Origin of the sequence: Streptomyces armeniacus (assembly GCF_003355155.1) — a bacterium.
GTDB lineage: Bacteria > Actinomycetota > Actinomycetes > Streptomycetales > Streptomycetaceae > Streptomyces > Streptomyces armeniacus.
Genome location: NZ_CP031320.1, coordinates 586646 through 606358 on the forward strand (window position 1 = coordinate 586646; position 19713 = coordinate 606358).

Consider the following 19713-nt stretch of genomic DNA (forward strand, 5'->3'; position numbering starts at 1 on the left):
GCGTTCACCTCGCACCGTAGCTGTGGAAGCCCCGGCCGCTCTTGCGCCCGTGGTGTCCCGCCTCGACGAGTTCCCGCAGCAGTTCGCAGGGTTCGTAGCGGCTGTCGCCGGTGGTCTCCCGCAGCACCACCAGGGTGTCGAGCACCGTGTCCAGGCCGATCAGGTCGGCGGTGCGCAGCGGGCCCATCGCGTGTCCGAAACAGTCGGTGAAGATCAGGTCGACCGTCTCGGCGTCGGCGGTGCCCGACTGCACGCGTTCGGCCGCGTCGTTGACCATGGGCATCAGTACCCGGTTGGAGACGAAGCCCGGACCGTCGTTCACCACGTGCGGCCGCTTGCCCAGTCCGCGCAGCAGCTCCTGGACGGTCTCCAGCGTCTCGGCGCTGGTCTGCGGGCCACGGACCACCTCGACCGCGTCCTTCAGCGGTGCGGGGTTCATGAAGTGCGTGGCGAGGACGCGGTCCGGCCGCCCGGTGAACCCGGCGAGGGTGCTGACCGGAATGGCGGAGGTGCAGGAGGCAAGCACGGTCCGGGCCGCGCAGGCGCCGTCCAGCCCGGTCAGGATCTCCTTCTTGACCGCGATGCTCTCCGGCCCGCACTCGACCACGCACTCCGCCTGGGCCAGCCGGTTCACCTCGTGCGTCCAGTCGATGCGTGCCGCGATGTCGTCCATCGGCTCGGGGCTGGCGGGCTTGCGCAGCAGCCGCGCGGCACGGAGACCGTTTCGCAGCAGCCGCCGGCCCGCGGCTGCCGCTTCCACCGAGGGGTCCAGGAGCACGACATGGTGGCCGGCGGTGGCGAAGCTCTGGGCAACACCCACGCCCATGGTGCCCGCGCCGACCACACCGATCACGCCACGGCTCCCCCCGCACGGCGGTGCTCCCGGGTCCGCGCTCCGCCCGGCCGCCCGTCCGGCCTCTTCCCGTGCGCCGTTCATGTGCCGCTCCCCGCTGCTGTGGACGTACTGCCGGTGATCCGGACGTGAGACGGCAGGGAGGGCGGTTGTCCGTCCGGTGGGAAGCCGAGCAGCAGCCGGCCTTCGGACTGCTCCAGCACCTCGAAGCCGGCGAACCGCAGGTTGACCAGCATTACCCGGTTGACCTCGGTGGGCACGAACTCCGCCTCCGGGCGCATCCCCTCGGCCAGTGTCCGCCGGACGATGTGCCCGATCAGCGCCGGGCCGATCCCCCGGGACATCACCCGGCAGGACAGCAGCAGCAGCCGGAGCACACACCGTCCGCCGTCGCGTTCGACGACGGCCAGACCGATGACCCCGTAGCTCCCGAACCGGTCCGTGAGACCGGCCACCAGTACCTCGTACCGCGGCGAGTCACACATCTCGCGCAGCTCCGCCATGCTGTAGCTGCGGCCCGTGGTGTTGAGCTGGTGGGTGCGCACCGTCAGTTCGTGTGCGCGGGCGAGGTCGTCCGGCGTCGCCGCGCGGACGGTCAGTTCCAGCTCGAGTGAGGCGAGGAACTGGGCCGGAGTGCCGTCGTACGCCTCCCGCGCCTGGTTCCGTGAGGCCTCCGCCCGGTACAGCCGCCGCCTGCCGCGGGCCTCCTGGGTCACCTCGCCGGCCGGGAACTCCTCCCTGGCCGGCAGTTCGGCCAGCTCCTCGGCGGCGTAGCAGCGTACCCGCGGGTGAGCCGACGCCACCTCGGCACGCTCCACCGGGTCGTTGTCGACGAACGCGAGCGTGTCGATGCCGATGCCGAGGGCCTCGCTGATCCGCCGTACGGACTCGGACTTGGCGCCCCAGCCCACTTCGAGCACGGTGAACAGCTCGGCCAGGCCGAGCTTGGTCAGATGGGCCGTGGCCGTCGCGTGGTCACCACGGCTCGCCACCGCGTGCAGCACGCCCCGTTCGTCCAGGGCGTGCAGCGTCGAGACGGCCGCCTCGGACGGGCGCGGGTCGTCGCCCTCGAGCACGGTGCCGCGCCACAGGGTGTCGTCCAGGTCCCACACGAGGCACTTGACGGGGGTGACCGCTTCGGTCCGCTCAGTGGCCGTCATCGGGACTCCACCGGGCCGGGCCGTACGGGCTGTGCCGTGCTGCCGGCGGGAGGCCGGTGTTCGCGTAACAGACGTTCGGCTATGTGGAGTTCGGCCACGTGCTGCGCTCCTTCGATGATCTCCATCACCTTCCCGTCCCGGAAAAACCGCCCGGCCCTGCTGTCGGGTTCGCAGCCGGCAGAGCCGAGGAGTTGCACGGCGTCACGGCTGACGGAGGCCGCCGCTTCGGCCCCGGCGTACTTGGCGACGATCGTCTCCGTCACCCCCGCGGCGCCGATGGTCCCTGCCGCCCGCTGCCGGGCCGCCCGTACGGCGAGCTCCCTGGCTCCCGCCGTCTGCACGGCGGAGCGCGCCAACTGGGCCCGCACCAGCTGGTGTTCGCTCAGCTGCGTGCCCGCCTGGGTACGCGTGCTGACGTGCTCCACGGCATCTGCGAGGCAGGCCTCCGCCATGCCGACGCATCCCCAGGCGACGGTGTACCGTCCGTGATCCAGCGCGATCGCCGCGACGTGGGACAGTCCGGCTCCGGGCGGAGCGACGAGGTTGCTCCGCGGGACCGACACGGCGTCGAACTCCACGTGTGCGATCCGTGCGGCCCGCATGCCCAGCTGGTCGCTGACGGGCTGCCGGCGCACGCCCTCCCGGTCCCCCTCGACGAGCACCGCGACCGGGCGGCCGCGTGACTGCCCCAGGACGAGGAACACATCGGCGCACTCCCCGAAGGTGATCCAGCGCTTACGGCCCGTCACCACCACACACGGGCCGCCCTCGTCCGCCGCCTGCTCTCCGGCATCGCCCTCCTCCGGGATCCGCACCTCGGTACGCACCCCCGCGAGCGCGCTGCCCGCCTCCGCCTCGGTGGCGGCGAAAGCGGCCGTCAATTCCCCGGAAGCGAACCGGGGCAGCCACCGGGCACGCTGCCCGGCCGTTCCCCAGCGCCGCACCGCGGCGGCCACCATGCCCTGCACGGTGACAAGCCCGCGCAGCGCGCTGCACACGCCGCCCAAGTGCGCACACGCCTCACCGACTTCCTCCCAGCCGGCGCCCTGGCCGCCGTACTCCTGAGGCAGGTCGGCGGCGAGCAGTCCGGCCTCGGCCGCCTGCTTGCGCACCGCGTCCGGAAGGCCGCCCCACCGGTCCCACTCGGCCGCCTGCCCGCGCGCCTCGGCAGCGAGCTGTCCGGCCGCTCGGACCAGGGGCGAGTCGTGGACAGCGGTGGGCCCCGGCACCACCGGCATCACTGCTCCACCACCGGCCGCACACCGGTCTTCCGCTCCACGAAACGCGTGATTCGGGCCGCCGAACGGAAACTGTCCAGGTCCAGGTCCTCGACTTCCACGGTGATCCGGAACCGCTCTTCGACGAAGGCGACGAGTTCCAGGGCGAAGAGCGAGTCGGCGAGCCCGAGCGCGAAGTAGTCGTCCTCCGGGTCGACCGCCTGACGCAGTGCCGCACTCAGAAAGTCGGTGATCTCCTCGGTGATGTTCATGGGGTCGCAGGCTCCTGAGGTCCTATCTCGACCAGCAGCAGGCTCCAGGCCGCCACCGGGCTGACATTGATGAGCACGACCCGGTCTCCCGGGCCCAGAGCACCTCGCTCCATGGCGGTGCGGAGGTTCAGGAAGACGTCGTTGGGCCCGAGGTGGCCGTTCTCGCGAAGGTTCTCCCGGCACACCGGAAGCAGGGAAAGGCCAAGCGATTCCTCGGTGAAGGTCTGACTGCCCACGGAGAGGTTCTGGCTGACGAAGCCGCGTACGTCGTCCTGCGCCAGCCCGTTGCGTTCCAGCAGGCGGCGCAGGAGCGCGGCCAGCCGGTTGCGGGTCTCGATGGCGAGGCGGAAGGAGTAGCCGGGCGGATCCGTGCAGTCCTCGCGCCACAGCTCGCTTCGCACATCGCGATAGTCGACATGGAAGAGGTCCCAGTACGCGCCGTTCGTCTCCTGCACCGCGTCGAGCAGTCGCACCGGGCCGTCCCGGCCGATCAGGAGCGCCTGCCCGCTGTCCCCGTTCACGGTCACCGGATGCCGGTAACGGGCTTGGGGGGAAACGGGCTTGCTGCCGTGGGCGACCAGCACCTCGTCCAGCTCCGGATCGGCCGCCAGCAGCCCGCGCGCCGTCAGCAGCGCGGGGGTGACGGAGACACACCCCAGTCCGCCCACGGAGAACGTCAGGGCATGTTCGGCTTTGAGCAGGTGCTGCAGGTGGGTCGCCGCCGAACTGAGCAGCGTCCCGGGGACGCGCTGTTCGACGACGATCAGCGCGCCCAGCTCACCCGGATCCCTGCCGGCCTGCTCGAGCAGCCGCCCCGCCGCGCGTTCCGCCAGCGCGGTCGCGTCCATCCCGTCGTCGGCCCGTACGGAATCGATGCCCAGCGCGAGGCAGGCCCGCCGCTCGTCGTCGTCCAGCCGGTCCAGTTCGGGCAGTTCGGCCACGGGCAGCGTGGATTCCGGCAGATACGAAACCACCGCCCGCAGAGCGAACGGAGCGGCACCATCCCTACGAGCTGTATCCGGCACGCGGCCTCCTGTTGATCGGAACAAATCCCACCGCGGATGTCCTGCCTCCGAGCCGGCTGATGGCCGGATCACTCCTCGTCGATACGGCGGGCGGGGACGGGCACGTATCATGGCCGCGGCAACTGGAACCGACGTTTCCACTTTTACCGAGACGGTCGGCACGCCGCATATCACATTCCCCCTCCCCCTGGCGACAATTAGTCGAGAGCGCAGCGCCGCACACGAATGGAAGCAATTACTCCGATTGCGCTGGGCCTTCCTCTCTGCGCGAGAATTCTCACCCCCGAAATGACGGGGTGTCATCGTCGACCCGCGTCAGGATCCTGCGTTGGCAGGTTTTTGCCGGGCCGCGTCAGGCAGGGTTCCCTGAAGTGCGTCTCTCCGGCCGGGAATTCGAGACCGGTTTTTCATTGCGCGACGGCGAGTTTCCCCGCGCCTGCACATGTGATGCCGACTTCACCCATGGCGATTTTGAGGAATGTGAAACCATCCCCCGCTCGATTCCGGCCCGCCCGCCGGGCCCACGATTTCGGCAAGCGCGTGCAGCCGGCTACTCCGGGGTGGGCGGCGGGGGCAGTTGGCGCGCGAACCGGTGCCAGTACGCGGCGGACCGGCTGGTCTCCTTCACCACGCGGTCGCGCTCCGGCGGACCCGGCCAGAACCGCAGCAGGTACGCGTCCAGCACCTGCTCGCCCTCGCTCCGTACGCCGTCGCGCGCCTCGTCCATGCCCCGGCAGTGGTAGCGGACCCGGTACGCGCCCGGGGGCAGGTCCAGGACCTGCCCTCCACCGTCCCATTCGATCAGCTCCGTGCCGTCCGAGGCCGTACGGAACGGCGTCTCGACGATGTCCTCCCAGCCGTCGGTGTCCAACGGCGGCTCCGTCTCGTGCAGTTCGACGGTGAGGGGGACGGCGCCGGTGTGCATGCCGGTCAGCAGGAAGAGGTGCCCGGGGACGGCCGCGCCGCAGAGTCCGGCACGCTGTCCCATGAAGCACTCGTCGAGACCTGCCTCCGGTCCTTCGTCGGGGTCGGCGCGGCTGTCGACGTACAACTGGCCGTAGGCCACGCGGAATTCGCCGTGGAAGAGGGTGCGCATGTCACCAGCCTGCCCCCTAGGTCTGACAACGGCCGCCCCGAGCCGTCCCGGCCGCCGCCCGCGGCGGAGTCAGCCGAGCACCGTGGCGAACTCCGCCGCCGGGCCCGCCAGGGCGGGGAAGCGGTCCCGGACCCTGGCGTCGTGGCCGGGGACGACCGTGGCGCCCCGTTCCGCGGCCAGCCGGTTGATCAGCGACAGCGCCGCGCGCATCTCCGGCAGGTCGGTGAAGGCGAAGAACGGCCACTCGTGCTCGATCTGCTCGTAGAAGTGCGCGGCGTCCGCGGCCAGGATCACCGGCCCGTTCCTGGCCTCTGCGACCGTGAGCACCTCGCCGGGTGAATGCCCGCCGACCGGGCGGACCGTGATGCCGGGGCGGACCTCGGTCTCGCCGGTCACCAGCCGCAGCCGGCCCTCCCGTTCGGCGAGCCGTACGGCTTCGAGGTGCTCCGCGGTGGCGAACTCGCCCTCCAGTTCGCCGCGTTCCCACTTGCCGAACCAGTACGCGTGGTCCGCCGCGCCCGCCACGACCTGGGCGTTGCGGAAGAGACCCAGGTGCCCGATGTGGTCGTAGTGGAAGTGCGAGGTGATCACGGTGGACACCTCCAGCGGGTCGATGTCCAGCAGCCGCAGCGCCTCCGGGGGTGCGATCACCGGGCGTTCGCCGAGCCAGTCCCGGGCGGCGATGTCGTACCCGGTGTCCAGCAGCATCGTCTCGCCGCCGGTGCGCAGTACCCAGAAGTTGTAGTCCATCCGCAGGTCTTCGTCCGGCAGCCCGTACGAGGCGTAGTCGTGCAGCACCGCGCTTCTGCTGGTGACCCGCTCGCCGTAGCGGATCTGGATGATCTCCACTCCGCTCATCACGCCTCCCCGGCCCGTGCGGACTCCGCGGACGGCGCGGACTCCGCCGACTCCGCGGATCCGGCGAACTCGGCGAGCTCCTCTACGAGGATCGGCGCGGCGACCGTCGCGGCGTGGATGCCGATCACGCTGACGATCTCCAGCACCTCCATGATCTCCTCGCGCGTCGCCCCGTGCCGTACGGCGTTGCGCATGTGCTCCTTCAGGCCGGGCACGTAGAGATGGGTGGCGGACGCGTCGAACGCGGTGTAGATCAGCTCCTTGACCTTGGGCTCCAGCACGCCCGTGCGCCACGGCACCGACGACAGCTCGGTGTACGCCTCGAAGAGTTCGGGGTCGACCTCCAGGAGTTCGTCCCAGAACGAGTGCCAGTAGCCGCGGGTCTCGGTGAACTCCGCCTTGAGCCGCTCCTGCCGCTCGGACAGCGGGGCGGGCCCGTCCCGCAGGCCCTCCTCCGTCAGCACCTCCATCAGCAGCGGGACGCCGATGTTGGAGGCGTGGATGCCGAGGGTGGAGGTCAGCTCGATCACCTCCATCAGCTCCTCCTTCGTGGCGCCGAAGGCGAGCGCGGCCCGGATGTGCTGCCGGATGCCGGGGGTGTAGAGGTGTGTCGCGGCCGCGTCGGCGGCGATGTAGACGAACTCCTTGACCTTGTCCTCGAGATGGTTCTTCCGCCACGGCACGGCGGAGAACTCGAGGTACGCCGACAGGAAGCCGGGGTCGAGGCGGAGGATGCTCTCCCACGCGTCGTTCCAGGTGCCGCGGACGCGGACGAACTCCGCCTTCAGTTCCTCCTGCGCCGGGGTCAGGCTCGTGCCCGTTGTCATGTCAGTTCCTCTCCGGAGTGTGTCTTCTCCAGCCACCGCACGACTTCCGTGTGGTCGGCGTCCTGGGGCAGTTCGCCCGCCGCCTCGGCCCAGAGCGCGACTGCCGACTCGCCCAGCGCCGAGGGCCGTCCGGTCTCGCGGGCGAGGTCGACCGCGATCCGCATGTCCTTGAGCATCAGCCGCAGCCCGAACCCGGAGTCGTACGTGCCGGGCAGCACGTACGCGGGCCACTTCGTCTCGGTGGAACCGCTGCGCCCGCTGGAGCCATTGACGACCTCGAGCATCACGTCCGGGTCGAGGCCGAACTCCCGGCCCGCGAGCAGCGCTTCCGAGCTGACCAGCAGATGGGTGGCGGACATCAGGTTGTTGAGCGCCTTGAGCGCGTGCCCGGCGCCGGTGGCGCCGACGTGCGACACGGTGCCACCGAGGCATTCCAGCACCGGCCGTATCCGCGCCACGTCGTCCGCGGCACCGCCCGCCATGATCGTCAGCGTGCCGGCCTCGGCGCCGCCGACCCCGCCCGACACCGGCGCGTCCACCATCGGCACGCCGCGGTCCGCGGCCCGTCCGGCGACCGTACGGGTCGCGTGCGGGCGGGACGATCCCATGTCGACCAGTACGGTGCCCGCGCCGGCGGCGTCGAGCAGTCCGTCCTCGTACACGACCTGTTCGACGGTGTCGGAGTCCGGCAGCATCAGCAGGATCGCGTCCGCGCCCTCGACGGCCGCCGGCAGTCCTGCGGCCGGTTCCGCGCCCGCGGCGGCGGCCCGTTCGCGCGCCGCCGGGTCGGTGTCGAAGGCCCGTACGGTGTAGCCCGCCTCGACGAGCCGCCGGACCATGGGCGTGCCCATGTTGCCGAGTCCGAGGAACGCGAGCACCGCGCCGGGGGCCAGCGGCGTGGTCACGAGACCTCGGTCCCCTCGTCGCGGAGTTCGTTCAGCGTCCGTTCGGCGACGCGGAACGACTCCAGCGCGGCGGGCACTCCGCAGTACACCGCGGTCTGCAGCAGCGCCTCCTGGATCTCCGCCTCCGTGCAGCCGTTGCGCACCGCTCCCCTGACGTGCACCGCCAGTTCGTGCATCCGGTTGAGGGCGGTGAGCATCGCCAGGTTGAGGAGGCTGCGGGTCCTGCGGTCGAGGCCCTCGCGGGTCCAGACCTCGCCCCAGCAGTACTCGGTGACGAGCTCCTGTACGGGTCGGCTGAAGTCGGTCACCTTGGCGAGCGACCGTTCGACGTGGTCGGCGCCCAGCACTTCCCTGCGTGCCGCGAGACCCGCGTCGAAGCGTTGCGTGTCCATGATCGTGCTCCGTTCGTCGTTCAGTCCTGTTGTGCGGCGAGGTAGTCGGCCTCGCTCACCGGGGACTCCCACCGCGTGGTGCCGAGGGAGACGGCCACGTGCGCCAGCGCGCTGCCCGTACTCGCGCCGTGCCAGTGGCGTTCGCCCGGCGGTACCCACACCACGTCGCCGGGGCCGAGCCGTTGCGGCGCCTCGCCCTCGCTGCACACCCAGCCGCTGCCGGTGGTCACCTGGAGGATCTGGCCGTGCTCGTGCCGGTGCCAGTGGGTGCGGGAACCGGGGGTGAAGAACACGGAGTTGATGGTGACGCCGTCGGTGGTGGGCAGTACGGGGTCGGCCCACACGGTGCCGTCGAACGTGGCACCCCGCTCCTCGGTCCCCGCCCTCTCGGGCCTGCCGTGGACGATCTTCATTCCGCCGCCTCCTCGTTGCCGTGCTCCTCGTTCCCGAGCTCCTCGTTCCCGTGCTCCTCCTTGTCGTGCAGCCGGATGCCGCCCGCCGCGTCGCCGATGGCGTCGACGACCCTGTTGCTGATCTGGTCGGCGTAGCCGAGCGATCCGGCCAGCGCGAAACTCGCCAGCGGGCCCGAGGCGTTGAGTACGGGCACGCCCAGCTCCCGCAGCCGGTCGACGTAGAGCACGATGTCCTTCGTCATCAGCGCGCCGGTGAGGCCGCCTTCGAGGTAGTCGCCGTCCACGATGTGCGGGAAGCGGTTGAGGGTGGCGAAGTTGACGCCGCTGCCGGCGTTGAACACCTCCAGCAGCCGGTGCATGTCCAGGCCCGCCTTGCGCCCGGCGACCAGCGCCTCGGCGGTGGCGGCGAGACTGACGGCGTTGAGGAAGTTGTTGAGAACCTTGGCGGTGTGCCCGGCGCCGGGGGCACCCATCGCGAACACCTCGGAGCTGAACGGCTCCAGCGTCCGCTCCAGCGCCGCCAGCGCCGCGGGCGAACCGCCGGTCATCAGCGTCAGCGTGCCCTTGTCCGCGGCCGCCGCGCCGCCGGAGATGCCCGCGTCGACGTACTCGACGCCGCGCTCGGCGAGCGCCGCGTGCAGCCGCACGGTGGACGACGGGGCCGCGGTGCTGAAGTCCACCACGATCTGGCCGGCGCGGCAGTGCGCCAGCACACCGTCGTCGCCCAGCACCACTCCCTCGACCACGGTGCTGTCCGGGAGGGACAGCAGCAGGTGGTCGGCGGCGGCGACGGCCTCGGCGACCGACTCCGCGGGCGTGGCACCCGCCTCTTCGGCGCGGCCAGGGACCGGGTCGTAGCCGGTCACCGGCTGTCCGCCGGCGACGATGCGCCGGGTGATCCGGCCGCCCATGTTGCCGAGCCCGATCATTCCGATACGGGTGCCGCTCATGCCTCCGCCCTCCTGTCGTCCGCCGTCCGGCCGCCACTTCCCGCCGGGCCGCCGCTTCCTGCCTGACCGCCGTTCCCCGCCCGACTGCCGTTCCCCGCCCGGCTGCCGTTCCCCGCCCGGCTGTCGACGGCCGCGGTGTCCCACGCGCCCGCGCCGCCCGACGGCCGTACGGTGCTGACGATCGCCGCGCCGCCGTCCACCGAGACGACCTCGCCGTGCACGTACGCGGCGTCGTCGCTGAGCAGGAACGCCACGACGGAAGCGATCTCGTCGGGGCTCCCGGTACGGCGCAGCGGGACCGTGGTGCCGCGCCGCGTCATGTCGTCCCCGCCGCCGGACTCGTCCCTGGCCGCGGTGAACAGGCCGGTCGGTACGAGGCCGGGGGCGACCGCGTTGACGCGTACGCCCAGCGGGCCGCCGTACATCGCAGCGCCGCGCATGACGCCGAGCGCGCCGTGCTTGGACGCCTGGTACGGCAGCAGGTCGTGGCTGCCGCGCAGGCTCGCGATGGAGGCGGTGAGCACGATCGCGCCTCCGCCGCCCTGCTCGCGGTACCGGCGGAAGGCCGCGCGTACGCCGAGGAACGGCCCGCGCAGGTTCACGCCGACGACGTGGTCGAAGTCGGCGGCGCTCATGTCCGGCAGTTCGGCGAACGGGCCGACGATGCCGGCGTTGAGGTGGTGCAGGTCCAGCCTGCCGTACGTCTCGACGGCGATCCGCGTGTACCGCTCGACGTCCTCCTCACGGGAGACGTCGGCCGCGACGGCGACGGCGGGCCCCGGCAGTCCGGCCGCGACCTCCCGCGCGCCGTCGTGATCGAGGTCGACCACGACGACGCTCGCCCCCTCGTCCGAGAGGCGGCGCGCGCTCGCCGCCCCGATGCCGCCGGCGGCGCCGGTGACGACGGCCACCCTGCCTTCCAGCCTTCGCGTCATGAGCGCTTCCTTCCGGTGCTCGGGCCGACCCGCACGGCGAAGCCGGGGTCGGCGGGGTCGAGGGGCTCGAACCGCTCCAGTACGAGCGGGTCGTGGCCGGGCAGCAGCACCGTGTCCGGCTCGGCGGCGAGCGCGGCGAGTTCGTCGAAGCCGCGGTACATCGCGGCGAGGTCGGCGACCACGAGGAACGGCCGGTCCAGCTCGAGTTCCTCGTAGTAGTGGACGGCGTCGGAGGCGAGTACGACCGTGCCGCCTTCGGTGCGTACGAGGGCGACGAGCTGGCCGGGGGTGTGCCCGCCGACCTCCCGCAGCTCGATTCCCGGCGCGGGCTCGTACCGTTCGGGCAGCCGGACCACCCGCCCCTCCCGCTCGGCCTCCGCGAGGTGCGCGAGGTCGGACGGCTCGGCGGAGTGCCCGAACTGGACGCGCCGGGCGTACGGGCCGGTCCAGAAGTCGAGTTCGCGCGCGGAGATCAGGATGCGCGCGTGGGGGAACAGGCCGACGTTGCCGGTGTGGTCGTAGTGCGCGTGCGTGATGACCAGCTGTCCGATCCCCGCCGGGTCGATGCCCAGCCGCGCCAGCGCTTCGGGCACGGGGCAGGTCGTCGTACGTCCACGGCGGTCGCCGACCTCCGGGGTGAAGCCGGTGTCGACGACGAGGGTGCGCTCGTCGTTGCGGAGCACCCAGAAGAAGTAGTCCATCCCCAGGGGGCGGTCGGGCTCTCCGTAGACGTGGTGGTTGAGGTAGACCTGGCTCGCGACGGTCTGCCGGGTCGCGAAGCGCACGGCGAGCACCTCGTAGGTGCCGTCCTTGTTCGTCATCTGGCCTCCCCTACCAGGTCCGGCTCGGCCGGGCGGTCACCCGCGCCGATGTCCCGTCCGGCGGTTTCGGGCAGGTGCCTGGCCAGGAAGACCGTGGCGACCAGCGCGACCACGACCAGGTACGAGGCGGGCCACACGCTGCTGCCCGTGGCGCTGGCGATGGCGCTCGCCACGAACGGTCCCGGGCCCGCGACGAAGGCCAGCGCGATGTTGAAGCCGGTCGCGCTGCCGCTGGAGCGGGTCGCCGCGGGGAACAGCTCGACCAGCATGACCACGGTGGTGACGCTGACCAGCGACTGCGGCACGATCAGCAGCAGCATCCCGAGCAGTACGGACGCCACGTCGCCCCGGCCCATCAGGACGAACGCGGGCAGCCCCAGCACGATGTAGCCGACGCTGCCGGCGAGGTTGACGCGGCGGCGGCCCAGCCGGTCGGAGACGGCGCCCGCCACCGGGCACAGTGCGGTGTAGACGAGCAGCCCGGCCGCGCTGAGCTGGAGCGAGGTGGTCCGGGACAGGTCGACGGTCTCGGACAGGTAGTTCACGACGTAGGTGGCCAGGTAGTAGAAGCCCAGCCCCTGTACGGCGGCGATGGCGAGGGTGAGCAGGACCGGTTTCAGGTCCTTCCGCCCCGCGCTGCGCAGCGGCTTGTCGGCGACCTTGCCCTGTGCCTTGAGCTCCTCGAACACCGGCGTCTCGGCCAGCCGCAGCCGTACGTACAGGCCGGCGAGGGCGAGCGGCGCGGCGGCGAGGAACGGGATGCGCCAGCCCCACGAGACCAGGCTGTCGGCCCCGACCAGGGACTCCACCACCAGCGCGGAGAAGCTCCCGGCCACGGTGGCGAGCGCGGCGGTGGCGGAGATGACGCTGCCGTAGACGCCCCGGCGGTTGCCCGGCGTCATCTCCAGCAGGTACGCGGCGGAGCCGGTCCACTCGCCGCCCGCGGAGAACCCCTGGAGGCACCGCAGCACGACGAGCAGGACGGGGGCGAGCATGCCGGCGGTCTGGTAGCTGGGCAGCGCGGCGATGAGCGTCGTGGTGGCGCCCATCATCACCACCGAGACCGACAGGGCGAACCGCCTGCCGCGGCGGTCGCCGAGCGAGCCGAGGACGAGCCCGCCGATGGGGCGGAAGAAGAACGCGACGCCGAACACGGCGAGCGAGGACAGCAGTCCCACGGTGGCGCTGCTGTCGGGAAAGAAGACCTTGCCCATGGTGGGCGCGAAGAAGCCGTAGACGGCGAAATCGAACCACTCCATGAAATTGCCGACGCCCGCGGCGAGCGCCGCCCGGCGCCGTGTGCGGGCCGACCCGTACGAGGGCACCGCCGTCACCTCCTGCCGATCAACCCTGATCACTAGGACTGTCCACTCAGTGGACTTGTGCATCGTTGAGTGGACAGCGCGTCGGCAAAGCTAGGCTCGCGGACGAGGCGCTGTCAATGCTTCGGACCCGCGGCGAACGTCCACTGAGTGATAAAGTGATCCGCCGTGCGAACAGATTCCGAACCTCCGAAGGGCACGGTCGCCCGGGTCATGGCGGTGTTCCGTGCCGTCGTCGAGGCGGGCGAGGACGTCGGCGTCGCCGCCGTCACCGAGGCCGTGGGACTCCCCCGCCCGACCGTGCACCGGCTGCTGGACCTGCTGGCCAAGGAGGACATGGTCGAGTACGTGCCGGAGACCCGCCGCTGGCGCCCGACCGCGGAGTGCCAGCGCCTCGGCGCGCTGCTGGCCGCCCGCCGCGACCTGGTGCGGCTGGCCCGGCCGGTGCTGGCGGAGGTCGTCCGGCGCAGCCAGGAAGCGTGCCTGCTCGGCGTCTACCTGCCCAACCGGCGCGAGATGATCTACGCCGCCGAGCACTCGTCGCCCAACCCGCTGTCCTACCGGATCGAGCTGAACGCCCCGGTGCCGGTCAACTGGGGCGCGTCCGGCCGCTCCATCCTCGCCTTCCTGACGGACGAGGAGATCGACGCCGTGCTCGCCGAGCGCGCGCCGGCCCCCGGCACGGGCGAGAAGCCGCCCGCCGCACAGGTGCTGCGCCGGGAGCTGGAGCTCGTACGGGAGCAGGGGTACGCGTTCTCGCGCGGGCAGAAGATCCCCGGCTCACGGGGCATCGCGGCCCCCATCCTCGGCGCGGACGGCATCGCCGTCGGCAGCCTGACGCTGACGATCCCCGAGATGCGGTTCCGCGAGGACGCGAAGGAGCAGCTCGCCGAGATGGTGATGAGCGGGGCGCGGGAGCTGAGTTCGACGCTCGGCCACCGGGTCACGGGCTGAACGCCCGCCCGTCCGCGGCGCGTTGGCGCGCTCCGGGCGCGGCGTGTCACCACGGCGCGGCCCGGAGCGTGCCGCGGTGGCGGGTCAGCCGAAGACGCCGCTGTACGCGTTGAGGGCGGGCTGGCCGCCGAGGTGGGCGTAGAGGACGTTCGAGTCCGCGGGGATGTCGCCGCCGCGTACGAGGTCGATGAGGCCGGCCATCGACTTCCCCTCGTACACCGGGTCGAGGATCACGCCTTCGAGACCGCCGGTGAGCGTGATGGCGTCGAGGGTGGACTGGACGGGGATGCCGTAGCGGTCGCCGGCCCAGCCGTCCAGGACGGTGATCTCGTCGTCGCGCAGATCGCGGCCCAGGCCGATGAGTTCGGCGGTGTTGCGGGCGATCTTCGCGACCTGCGCGCGTGTCGCGTCGAGGGTGGCGGACGCGTCGATGCCCAGGACGCGGCGGGGGCGGTCCTGGCCGGCGAACCCGGCGATCATGCCTGCGTGGGTGCTGCCGGTGACGCTGCACACCACGATGGTGTCGAAGAAGACGCCGAGTTCGCGTTCCTGCTGCTCGACCTCGTACGCCCAGTTGGCGAAGCCGAGGCCGCCCAGGCGGTGGTCGGACGCGCCCGCGGGGATGGCGTACGGGGTGCCGCCTGCGGCGCGTACGTCGTCCAGCGCCTGGTTCCAGCTCTCCTTGAAGCCGATCCCGAAGCCGGCCCGCACCAGGCGGATGTCGGCGCCCATGACGCGGGACAGGAGGATGTTGCCGACCTTGTCGTTGACGGCGTCGGGCCAGTCGACCCAGCTCTCCTGTACGAGCACGGCCTTCATGCCGAGCCGGGCGGCGACGGCGGCGACCTGCCGGGTGTGGTTGGACTGGATGCCGCCGATGCTGACCAGGGTGTCGGCGCCCTGGGCGAGCGCGTCGGGGACGAGGTACTCGAGCTTGCGTGTCTTGTTGCCGCCGAAGGCGAGCCCGCTGTTGCAGTCCTCCCGCTTGGCCCAGATCCGCGCGCCGCCGAGATGGTCGCTGAGCCGCTCCAGCGGATGCACCGGGCTGGGGCCGAACAGCAGGGGGAAACGCTCGAAACCGGCCAGGGACATGGTGACTCCTCGGGGCATCCCGTAAGGGCTGTGCCCCTGCGGCACGCCCGGGAAGGCGCGCCGCAGGGGCGGGGTGGCTCGTGTGCGGACGGGTCGGCCGCGGCGCTCGGCCGCGGCCGCGGATCACATGCCGCAGTCGGGTGCCGACCAGAGGCTGCCGCCGCCCGCGAGGTGGGTGTGGTCGTCGTGACCAGGGTAGCCCGGGCCGAGGATCTCGGAGAAGCCGTGCTCGCGTGCCTGGAGGGCCAGCGCGCAGAAGCCCTGCGATCCGGCGCCCAGGTCCGCCGCGTCCCCGTACAGGTGGCGGCTGTTGGGGGCGCCGCCGACGCTGTCGTTGCAGGAGACGCTGCGGAAGCCGCCGTTGACGACGATGGGCGCGTCACCCATCGCGTGCCGCATGGCCTGCAGCTTCCACATGGTGACGAGTGCGTTGGACTTGGCCGTGGCGGCGTCGACCTTGCCGCCGGACCAGTCGGAGTTGCAGTTGTTGAGCTCGCCGTATTCGAAGTTGGCCGGCGAGCAGTCGTCGTCCTGGAGCGCGTAGATCTTGTCGAAGGTGGCCGGGCCTGCCACGCCGTCGGCGCTCAGCCCGTACGCCTTCTGGAAGCGCTCCACGGCGGCCTTGGTGGCCGGGCCGAACTCGCCGTCTATCGCGAGCTCGTTACCGGACCCCGGGTAGCCGGCGACCCTGATCTGGAGCTGCCGTACGGCTTCACCGGACGCGCCCTCCTTGAGGGTGCCGCTCCAGGAGTAGCAGGCGTCGGCGGGGGCCATGGAGGACGAGGTGGCGGTGCCGGGCGCGGCACTCGCGAACGTGGGGGCAGCGAACAGCAGCCCGACGCCCGCGGCCGCGGACACGATCGCTGCGGTGGTACGTGATCTCATGTGGGGGGACCTCTGTTCGGTCGATGTGCGTGGTCAAGCGGGAGCCTCGCGACCCTTCCACAGTTTGTCAATGCCCAGTCAAGGAACAGTAAATACAGTCAAGTCGTTGACTGGCCATATCCGTTGGCCGACCGCACGCGGACGCATCCGGACGCACCCGCACACACCGTACGTTCAGTTTCCGAGCAGGTGGCGGCCCCTGCCGGTCAGTCTGTGCAGCACGTGCGCGCCCGCCCGCTCGCTGCGTACGAGGCCCGCGCCGCGCAGGACCTTCAGATGACCGCTGACGGTGGGCGCCGGCATGCCCAGGCGGGCGGCGAGGGAACCGGTGGTGAACGTGGCGGTCAGTGCGGCGAGTACCCGCGCGCGGCCGGCGCCCAGCAGCGGGGCGAGCGCGGCCGGCGGGCGCGTGGCGGCGCCCGGCTCGGGCGGGTGGCTGCGGACGGGGCAGACCACGACCGGCGGCAGGCTGGGGTCGGCGATCGCCATCGGCCGGGTGTGGCAGAAGAACGACGGGATGAGCCGTACGCCGCGGCCACGCAGGTGCAGGTCGTAGTCCACCGGGTACGGGGCGGTGAGCACCGGATCGCGCCACACGAACGGCGACAGCGTGGCCAGCACCGCCTCCATGCCGTCCTCCAGTGCCTCCAGCCGCCACGCGCGGTCGGCGGCGATGGTGGCCTCGACCTCGCTCCAGTCCGGCACGATCAGCCGCTCGTGGAAGTGGCGTACGGCGTCCGCGACCCGCCCGAGCAGCGTACGGTCGCCGGCCGCCAGCTGCCGTGTCCAGGGCGGGAGCTGGCGGTAACGGGCGGCCTCCCGCAGCTCGCGGGCGAGCCGTACGGCCGGGGTCGCGCGGAGGGTCGACAGCGCCGCCGACATGCCCAGCTCGGACTCCGCCGGGGTGAGGAAGTCCGGGAAGTACGCGGCGTCCGCGGGCGCGAGGTCGCCCAGCAGCCGGCAGGCCGCGCGCAGTTCGCCGTCCCGCAGCCGCTCCCGCGCCCGCCGCCGCCACGGCCGCAGCTGCTCGGGCAGCCGCGCCGGCGGCGTCGTGAGCACGTGCAGCCCGAGGATCGCCTCCCACATGGGGTCCGCGGACCTGGCCAGCTGTACGTGCCGGAAGTCGCGGTCTTGGAAGTGGATGCGCAGGACTCCGGACATGGGCCGAGGTTAACGGGCGCCTCCGCCTGGGGTTTTCGGGTGAGCGCGAATTGCCCGGCGGTCACGGCCGCACCGCCTCCGTACGCTGCGCCTCGTCGCAGCCCGGCTGCGCACATCCCCTCACAGGAACTCCCCGACCAGGAGGTCGTCTTGAGAGACCAGCACCCCACCCGCAGGCGCGTACTGAAGGCAGCCGGCGGCGTGACCGCCGCGGCGGCCCTCGGCGGCGCGTGGCTCATGACGGGGGCGCCCTCGGCCGGCGCCGCCGAGGACGGCTTCGGGCTGCACATCGTGGACCGCAAAGAGGACGATCCCCGCATGTGGTACTACCGCTTCGCGACCGACGCGGTCGGCTGGGACCCCGCCGTGAACATCCTGCTGCCGGAGGACTACCACGACAGCGGACGCACGTACCCCGTGCTGTACCTGCTCCACGGCGGCGGCACCGGCCAGGACTTCATGTCGTGGGACGGCGCGGGCATCCGCGATCTGGCCGCCGGCAAGCCGGTCATCGTCGTGATGCCCGACGGCGGGCACACCGGCTGGTACTCGGACCCGGTCAGCTCCAACTCCGGGCCCCGCAACTGGGAGACGTTCCACATCACCCAGCTGCTGCCGTGGATCGACGCGAACTTCCGCACGTACGCGGAGTTCGACGGCCGCGGCGTCGCCGGGTTCTCCATGGGCGGCTACGGCGCGCTGAAGTACGGGGCCAAGCACCCGGACCTGTTCGCCTCGGTCAGCTCCCACTCCGGGCCGGCCAGCGTGCGCCGCGACGCCGGGCTGGTCGTCCACTGGGCCAACGTGTCCTCCGCCGCGCTGGATCTGGCCGGCGGCACCGTCTACGGCGCGCCGGCGTGGGACGAGGCCAAGGTGAGCGCCGACAACCCGGTGGAGCACGTCGACAGCTACCGCGGCAAGCGGGTCTTCCTGGTCGCGGGCACCAGCCCCGACCCGGTGAACTGGTTCGACACGATCAACGAGACCCAGGTGCTCGCCGGCCAGCGGGAGTTCCGCGGTCTCCTCGACGGCGCGGGCATCCCGCACGAGTGGCACGAGGAGCCGGGCGGGCACACGATCCGCGGCGACATGGTCCGCCGCGACCTCGACGGCGTCGTGGAGCGGCTCCGCAAGGCGTAGCCGCCCGCCCGCAGGGCCTCCGCGGCGCGGAAGCGCCGGCCGGAGGCCCTGTCGGCCGACTCCGCACCTCGGTCGACGCCGAGGTTCACGCCGGGCGCGGTTCACCCCGGGCTGCGGTTCATCCCAAGAAGTGGAACCCGGGGCGCGGGTGCATCAGGAACTCGTGGTGCGAGATGTTCCACGCGTACGCCCCGGCCAGCCCGAACGCCACCCGGTCCCCCGCCCGGAGCCCCGGCGCCGCGACACCGCGCGCGAGGACGTCCTTCGGGGTGCACAACTGCCCCGCGAAGGTGACCCGTTCGCCACGGAGCGACGGCCGCGGCCACGGATGCGGCCAGGGCGCGGAGCCGGGGACGACGGCGCAGGGCTGGTCGTGGCCCTTGGCCGCGGGCGTACGCAGGTGGTGGGTGCCGCCGCGGACGACGGCGAACTCCTCGCCGTGGCTCGGCTTCACGTCCAGCACCTCGGTGGCGTACCAGCCGCAGTACGCGGTCAGCGCGCGCCCCGGCTCGATCCGCAGCGTCGTGCCGGGGTGCGCCGCTGCCAGCCGGGCCAGGCCCGCGCCGTACGCCGTCCAGTCGAAGCGGCTGTCGGGCGCGGCATAGTCAACGGCCATGCCGCCGCCGAGGTTCACCTCGGTGAGGCGTGCGCCATGGCGTGCGGCCAGCGCGGCGGTCCAGGACAGCACGGACTCGGCGACGGCGAGGAGCCGGGGCGCGTCGAGGCCGCTGGCGAGGTGGGCGTGCACGCCGTGCAGCCGTAGCTGCGGGCAGCTGCCGTCGGTGAGGAGCCGTACGGCCTCGTCGGCCTGTGCGGGGTCGAGGCCGAACGGTGCGGGGCGGCCGCCCATGGCCAGCGCGCTGCCCGCCAGGGAGCGTTCGGGCACCGGGAGGTTGACCCGCAGCAGGATGCCGGTGGGGGTGCCGGGGGCGAGGCGGGCGGACAGGGCGGCGAGGAGCCGCAGTTCGTGGAGGCTCTCGACGTGGACGCGGTGCACGCCCTGTCCGAGGGCGGCGGCGAGTTCGTCCGGTGTCTTGCCGGGGCCGCCGAAGGCGAGGCGACGGGCGGGCACGGCGGTGGCGACGTGGGCGAGTTCGCCGCCGGAGGAGACCTCGTAGCCGTCGGCGTACGGTCCGAGCGCGCGGAGGATCTCCGGCTCCGGGTTGGCCTTGGCGGCGTAGTACAGCTCGACGGCCTCGGGGAGGGCGGCGCGCACCGCCGCCGCGTGCGCGCGCAGGGCCGTCAGGTCGTAGAGGTACGCGGGCAGTTCGCCGCCGGGGAGCGCGCGGAGACGGTCGCGGACGGCGGGGGTGGGGGCGGTCATCGGCCCTGGCTCTTATACACCTCTTACGCTGCCGACGCAGGCTTAGGTGTAGTGCCCGGTGGCCGCCGATTCCTTTAAAACAACAATGACCAGACACAGCACTACGACGGC

General features: G+C 72.1%; 21 protein-coding genes. 2 read left to right on the forward strand and 19 right to left on the reverse strand.

All coding sequences use genetic code 11. The features are described 5' to 3' along the window. Positions 1 to 4: 4 nt before the first annotated feature. From DVA86_RS02455 to DVA86_RS02525, 15 genes are all read right to left on the reverse strand, one after another. On the reverse strand, positions 5 to 853 hold the full coding sequence (locus DVA86_RS02455; protein WP_245996283.1) for a 3-hydroxyacyl-CoA dehydrogenase family protein: 849 nt from the start codon (positions 851 to 853) through the stop codon (positions 5 to 7). Between the two features lie 80 nt (positions 854 to 933). Next, positions 934 to 2013, reverse strand: coding sequence for an HAD-IIIC family phosphatase (locus DVA86_RS02460; RefSeq protein ID WP_208875376.1), 1080 nt, complete (start codon positions 2011 to 2013; stop codon positions 934 to 936). Then, positions 2010 to 3251, reverse strand: coding sequence for an acyl-CoA dehydrogenase family protein (locus DVA86_RS02465; protein WP_208875377.1), 1242 nt, complete (start codon positions 3249 to 3251; stop codon positions 2010 to 2012). Before DVA86_RS02465 ends, DVA86_RS02460 begins: the two co-directional genes overlap by 4 nt. Next, the gene (locus DVA86_RS02470; protein ID WP_208875379.1) at positions 3251 to 3502 is read right to left on the reverse strand and encodes an acyl carrier protein; all 252 of its coding nucleotides are present in this window, start codon (positions 3500 to 3502) and stop codon (positions 3251 to 3253) included. The genes DVA86_RS02465 and DVA86_RS02470 overlap by 1 nt, the downstream gene beginning before the upstream one ends. Then, positions 3499 to 4476, reverse strand: coding sequence for a beta-ketoacyl-[acyl-carrier-protein] synthase family protein (locus DVA86_RS02475; RefSeq protein ID WP_425470744.1), 978 nt, complete (start codon positions 4474 to 4476; stop codon positions 3499 to 3501). The genes DVA86_RS02470 and DVA86_RS02475 overlap by 4 nt, the downstream gene beginning before the upstream one ends. Before the next feature lie 601 nt (positions 4477 to 5077). Continuing rightward, on the reverse strand, positions 5078 to 5623 hold the full coding sequence (locus DVA86_RS02480) for a hypothetical protein (protein ID WP_208875381.1): 546 nt from the start codon (positions 5621 to 5623) through the stop codon (positions 5078 to 5080). Between the two features lie 69 nt (positions 5624 to 5692). Further along, positions 5693 to 6481, reverse strand: coding sequence for an N-acyl homoserine lactonase family protein (locus DVA86_RS02485; RefSeq protein WP_208875382.1), 789 nt, complete (start codon positions 6479 to 6481; stop codon positions 5693 to 5695). Further along, entirely contained in the window at positions 6481 to 7308 is an 828-nt protein-coding gene (locus DVA86_RS02490) for a carboxymuconolactone decarboxylase family protein (protein ID WP_208875383.1), read from the reverse strand. Before DVA86_RS02490 ends, DVA86_RS02485 begins: the two co-directional genes overlap by 1 nt. Further along, a complete protein-coding gene (locus tag DVA86_RS02495) occupies positions 7305 to 8213 on the reverse strand; it encodes an NAD(P)-dependent oxidoreductase (protein WP_222623276.1) in 909 nt (302 codons plus the stop codon). The genes DVA86_RS02490 and DVA86_RS02495 overlap by 4 nt, the downstream gene beginning before the upstream one ends. After that, positions 8210 to 8605, reverse strand: coding sequence for a 4-carboxymuconolactone decarboxylase (pcaC, locus tag DVA86_RS02500; protein ID WP_208875385.1), 396 nt, complete (start codon positions 8603 to 8605; stop codon positions 8210 to 8212). Before pcaC ends, DVA86_RS02495 begins: the two co-directional genes overlap by 4 nt. 20 nt (positions 8606 to 8625) lie before the next feature. Next, positions 8626 to 9018 (reverse strand): cupin domain-containing protein, encoded by a 393-nt coding sequence (locus tag DVA86_RS02505; RefSeq protein WP_208875387.1) that lies wholly within the window; start codon positions 9016 to 9018, stop codon positions 8626 to 8628. Further along, positions 9015 to 9968, reverse strand: a complete 954-nt coding sequence (locus DVA86_RS02510) for an NAD(P)-dependent oxidoreductase (RefSeq protein WP_208875389.1) — start codon at positions 9966 to 9968, stop codon at positions 9015 to 9017. The genes DVA86_RS02505 and DVA86_RS02510 overlap by 4 nt, the downstream gene beginning before the upstream one ends. Next, complete coding sequence (locus tag DVA86_RS02515; protein WP_208875390.1) at positions 9965 to 10903, reverse strand: SDR family NAD(P)-dependent oxidoreductase; 939 nt, start codon at positions 10901 to 10903, stop codon at positions 9965 to 9967. Before DVA86_RS02515 ends, DVA86_RS02510 begins: the two co-directional genes overlap by 4 nt. After that, positions 10900 to 11724 carry an N-acyl homoserine lactonase family protein gene (locus DVA86_RS02520; RefSeq protein ID WP_208875391.1) on the reverse strand — a complete coding sequence of 275 codons (825 nt, stop codon included), beginning with the start codon at positions 11722 to 11724 and terminating at the stop codon, positions 10900 to 10902. The genes DVA86_RS02515 and DVA86_RS02520 overlap by 4 nt, the downstream gene beginning before the upstream one ends. Next, the gene (locus DVA86_RS02525) at positions 11721 to 13082 is read right to left on the reverse strand and encodes an MFS transporter (protein WP_222623277.1); all 1362 of its coding nucleotides are present in this window, start codon (positions 13080 to 13082) and stop codon (positions 11721 to 11723) included. The genes DVA86_RS02520 and DVA86_RS02525 overlap by 4 nt, the downstream gene beginning before the upstream one ends. A gap of 132 nt (positions 13083 to 13214) precedes the next feature. Here DVA86_RS02525 and DVA86_RS02530 point away from each other — a divergent pair, with 132 nt between their 5' ends. Next, positions 13215 to 14000, forward strand: coding sequence for an IclR family transcriptional regulator (locus tag DVA86_RS02530; RefSeq protein WP_208875394.1), 786 nt, complete (start codon positions 13215 to 13217; stop codon positions 13998 to 14000). 84 nt (positions 14001 to 14084) lie between these two features. On the opposite strand, the gene DVA86_RS02535 is transcribed toward DVA86_RS02530, so the two are convergent. The 3 genes from DVA86_RS02535 to DVA86_RS02545 form a co-directional block, all read right to left on the reverse strand. Beyond that, a complete protein-coding gene (locus DVA86_RS02535) occupies positions 14085 to 15092 on the reverse strand; it encodes a 1-aminocyclopropane-1-carboxylate deaminase (protein ID WP_208875397.1) in 1008 nt (335 codons plus the stop codon). Between the two features lie 123 nt (positions 15093 to 15215). Further along, positions 15216 to 15977, reverse strand: coding sequence for a D-Ala-D-Ala carboxypeptidase family metallohydrolase (locus DVA86_RS02540; RefSeq protein ID WP_208875399.1), 762 nt, complete (start codon positions 15975 to 15977; stop codon positions 15216 to 15218). Positions 15978 to 16151: 174 nt separating this feature from the next. Further along, positions 16152 to 17138, reverse strand: coding sequence for an ArsR/SmtB family transcription factor (locus DVA86_RS02545; protein WP_208875401.1), 987 nt, complete (start codon positions 17136 to 17138; stop codon positions 16152 to 16154). Between the two features lie 150 nt (positions 17139 to 17288). Here DVA86_RS02545 and DVA86_RS02550 point away from each other — a divergent pair, with 150 nt between their 5' ends. Beyond that, positions 17289 to 18278 (forward strand): alpha/beta hydrolase, encoded by a 990-nt coding sequence (locus DVA86_RS02550; RefSeq protein WP_208875402.1) that lies wholly within the window; start codon positions 17289 to 17291, stop codon positions 18276 to 18278. Between the two features lie 118 nt (positions 18279 to 18396). Here the strand turns inward: DVA86_RS02550 and DVA86_RS02555 are convergent, their stop codons facing one another. Continuing rightward, a complete protein-coding gene (locus DVA86_RS02555; protein WP_208875404.1) occupies positions 18397 to 19602 on the reverse strand; it encodes a type III PLP-dependent enzyme in 1206 nt (401 codons plus the stop codon). Positions 19603 to 19713: the final 111 nt, after the last annotated feature.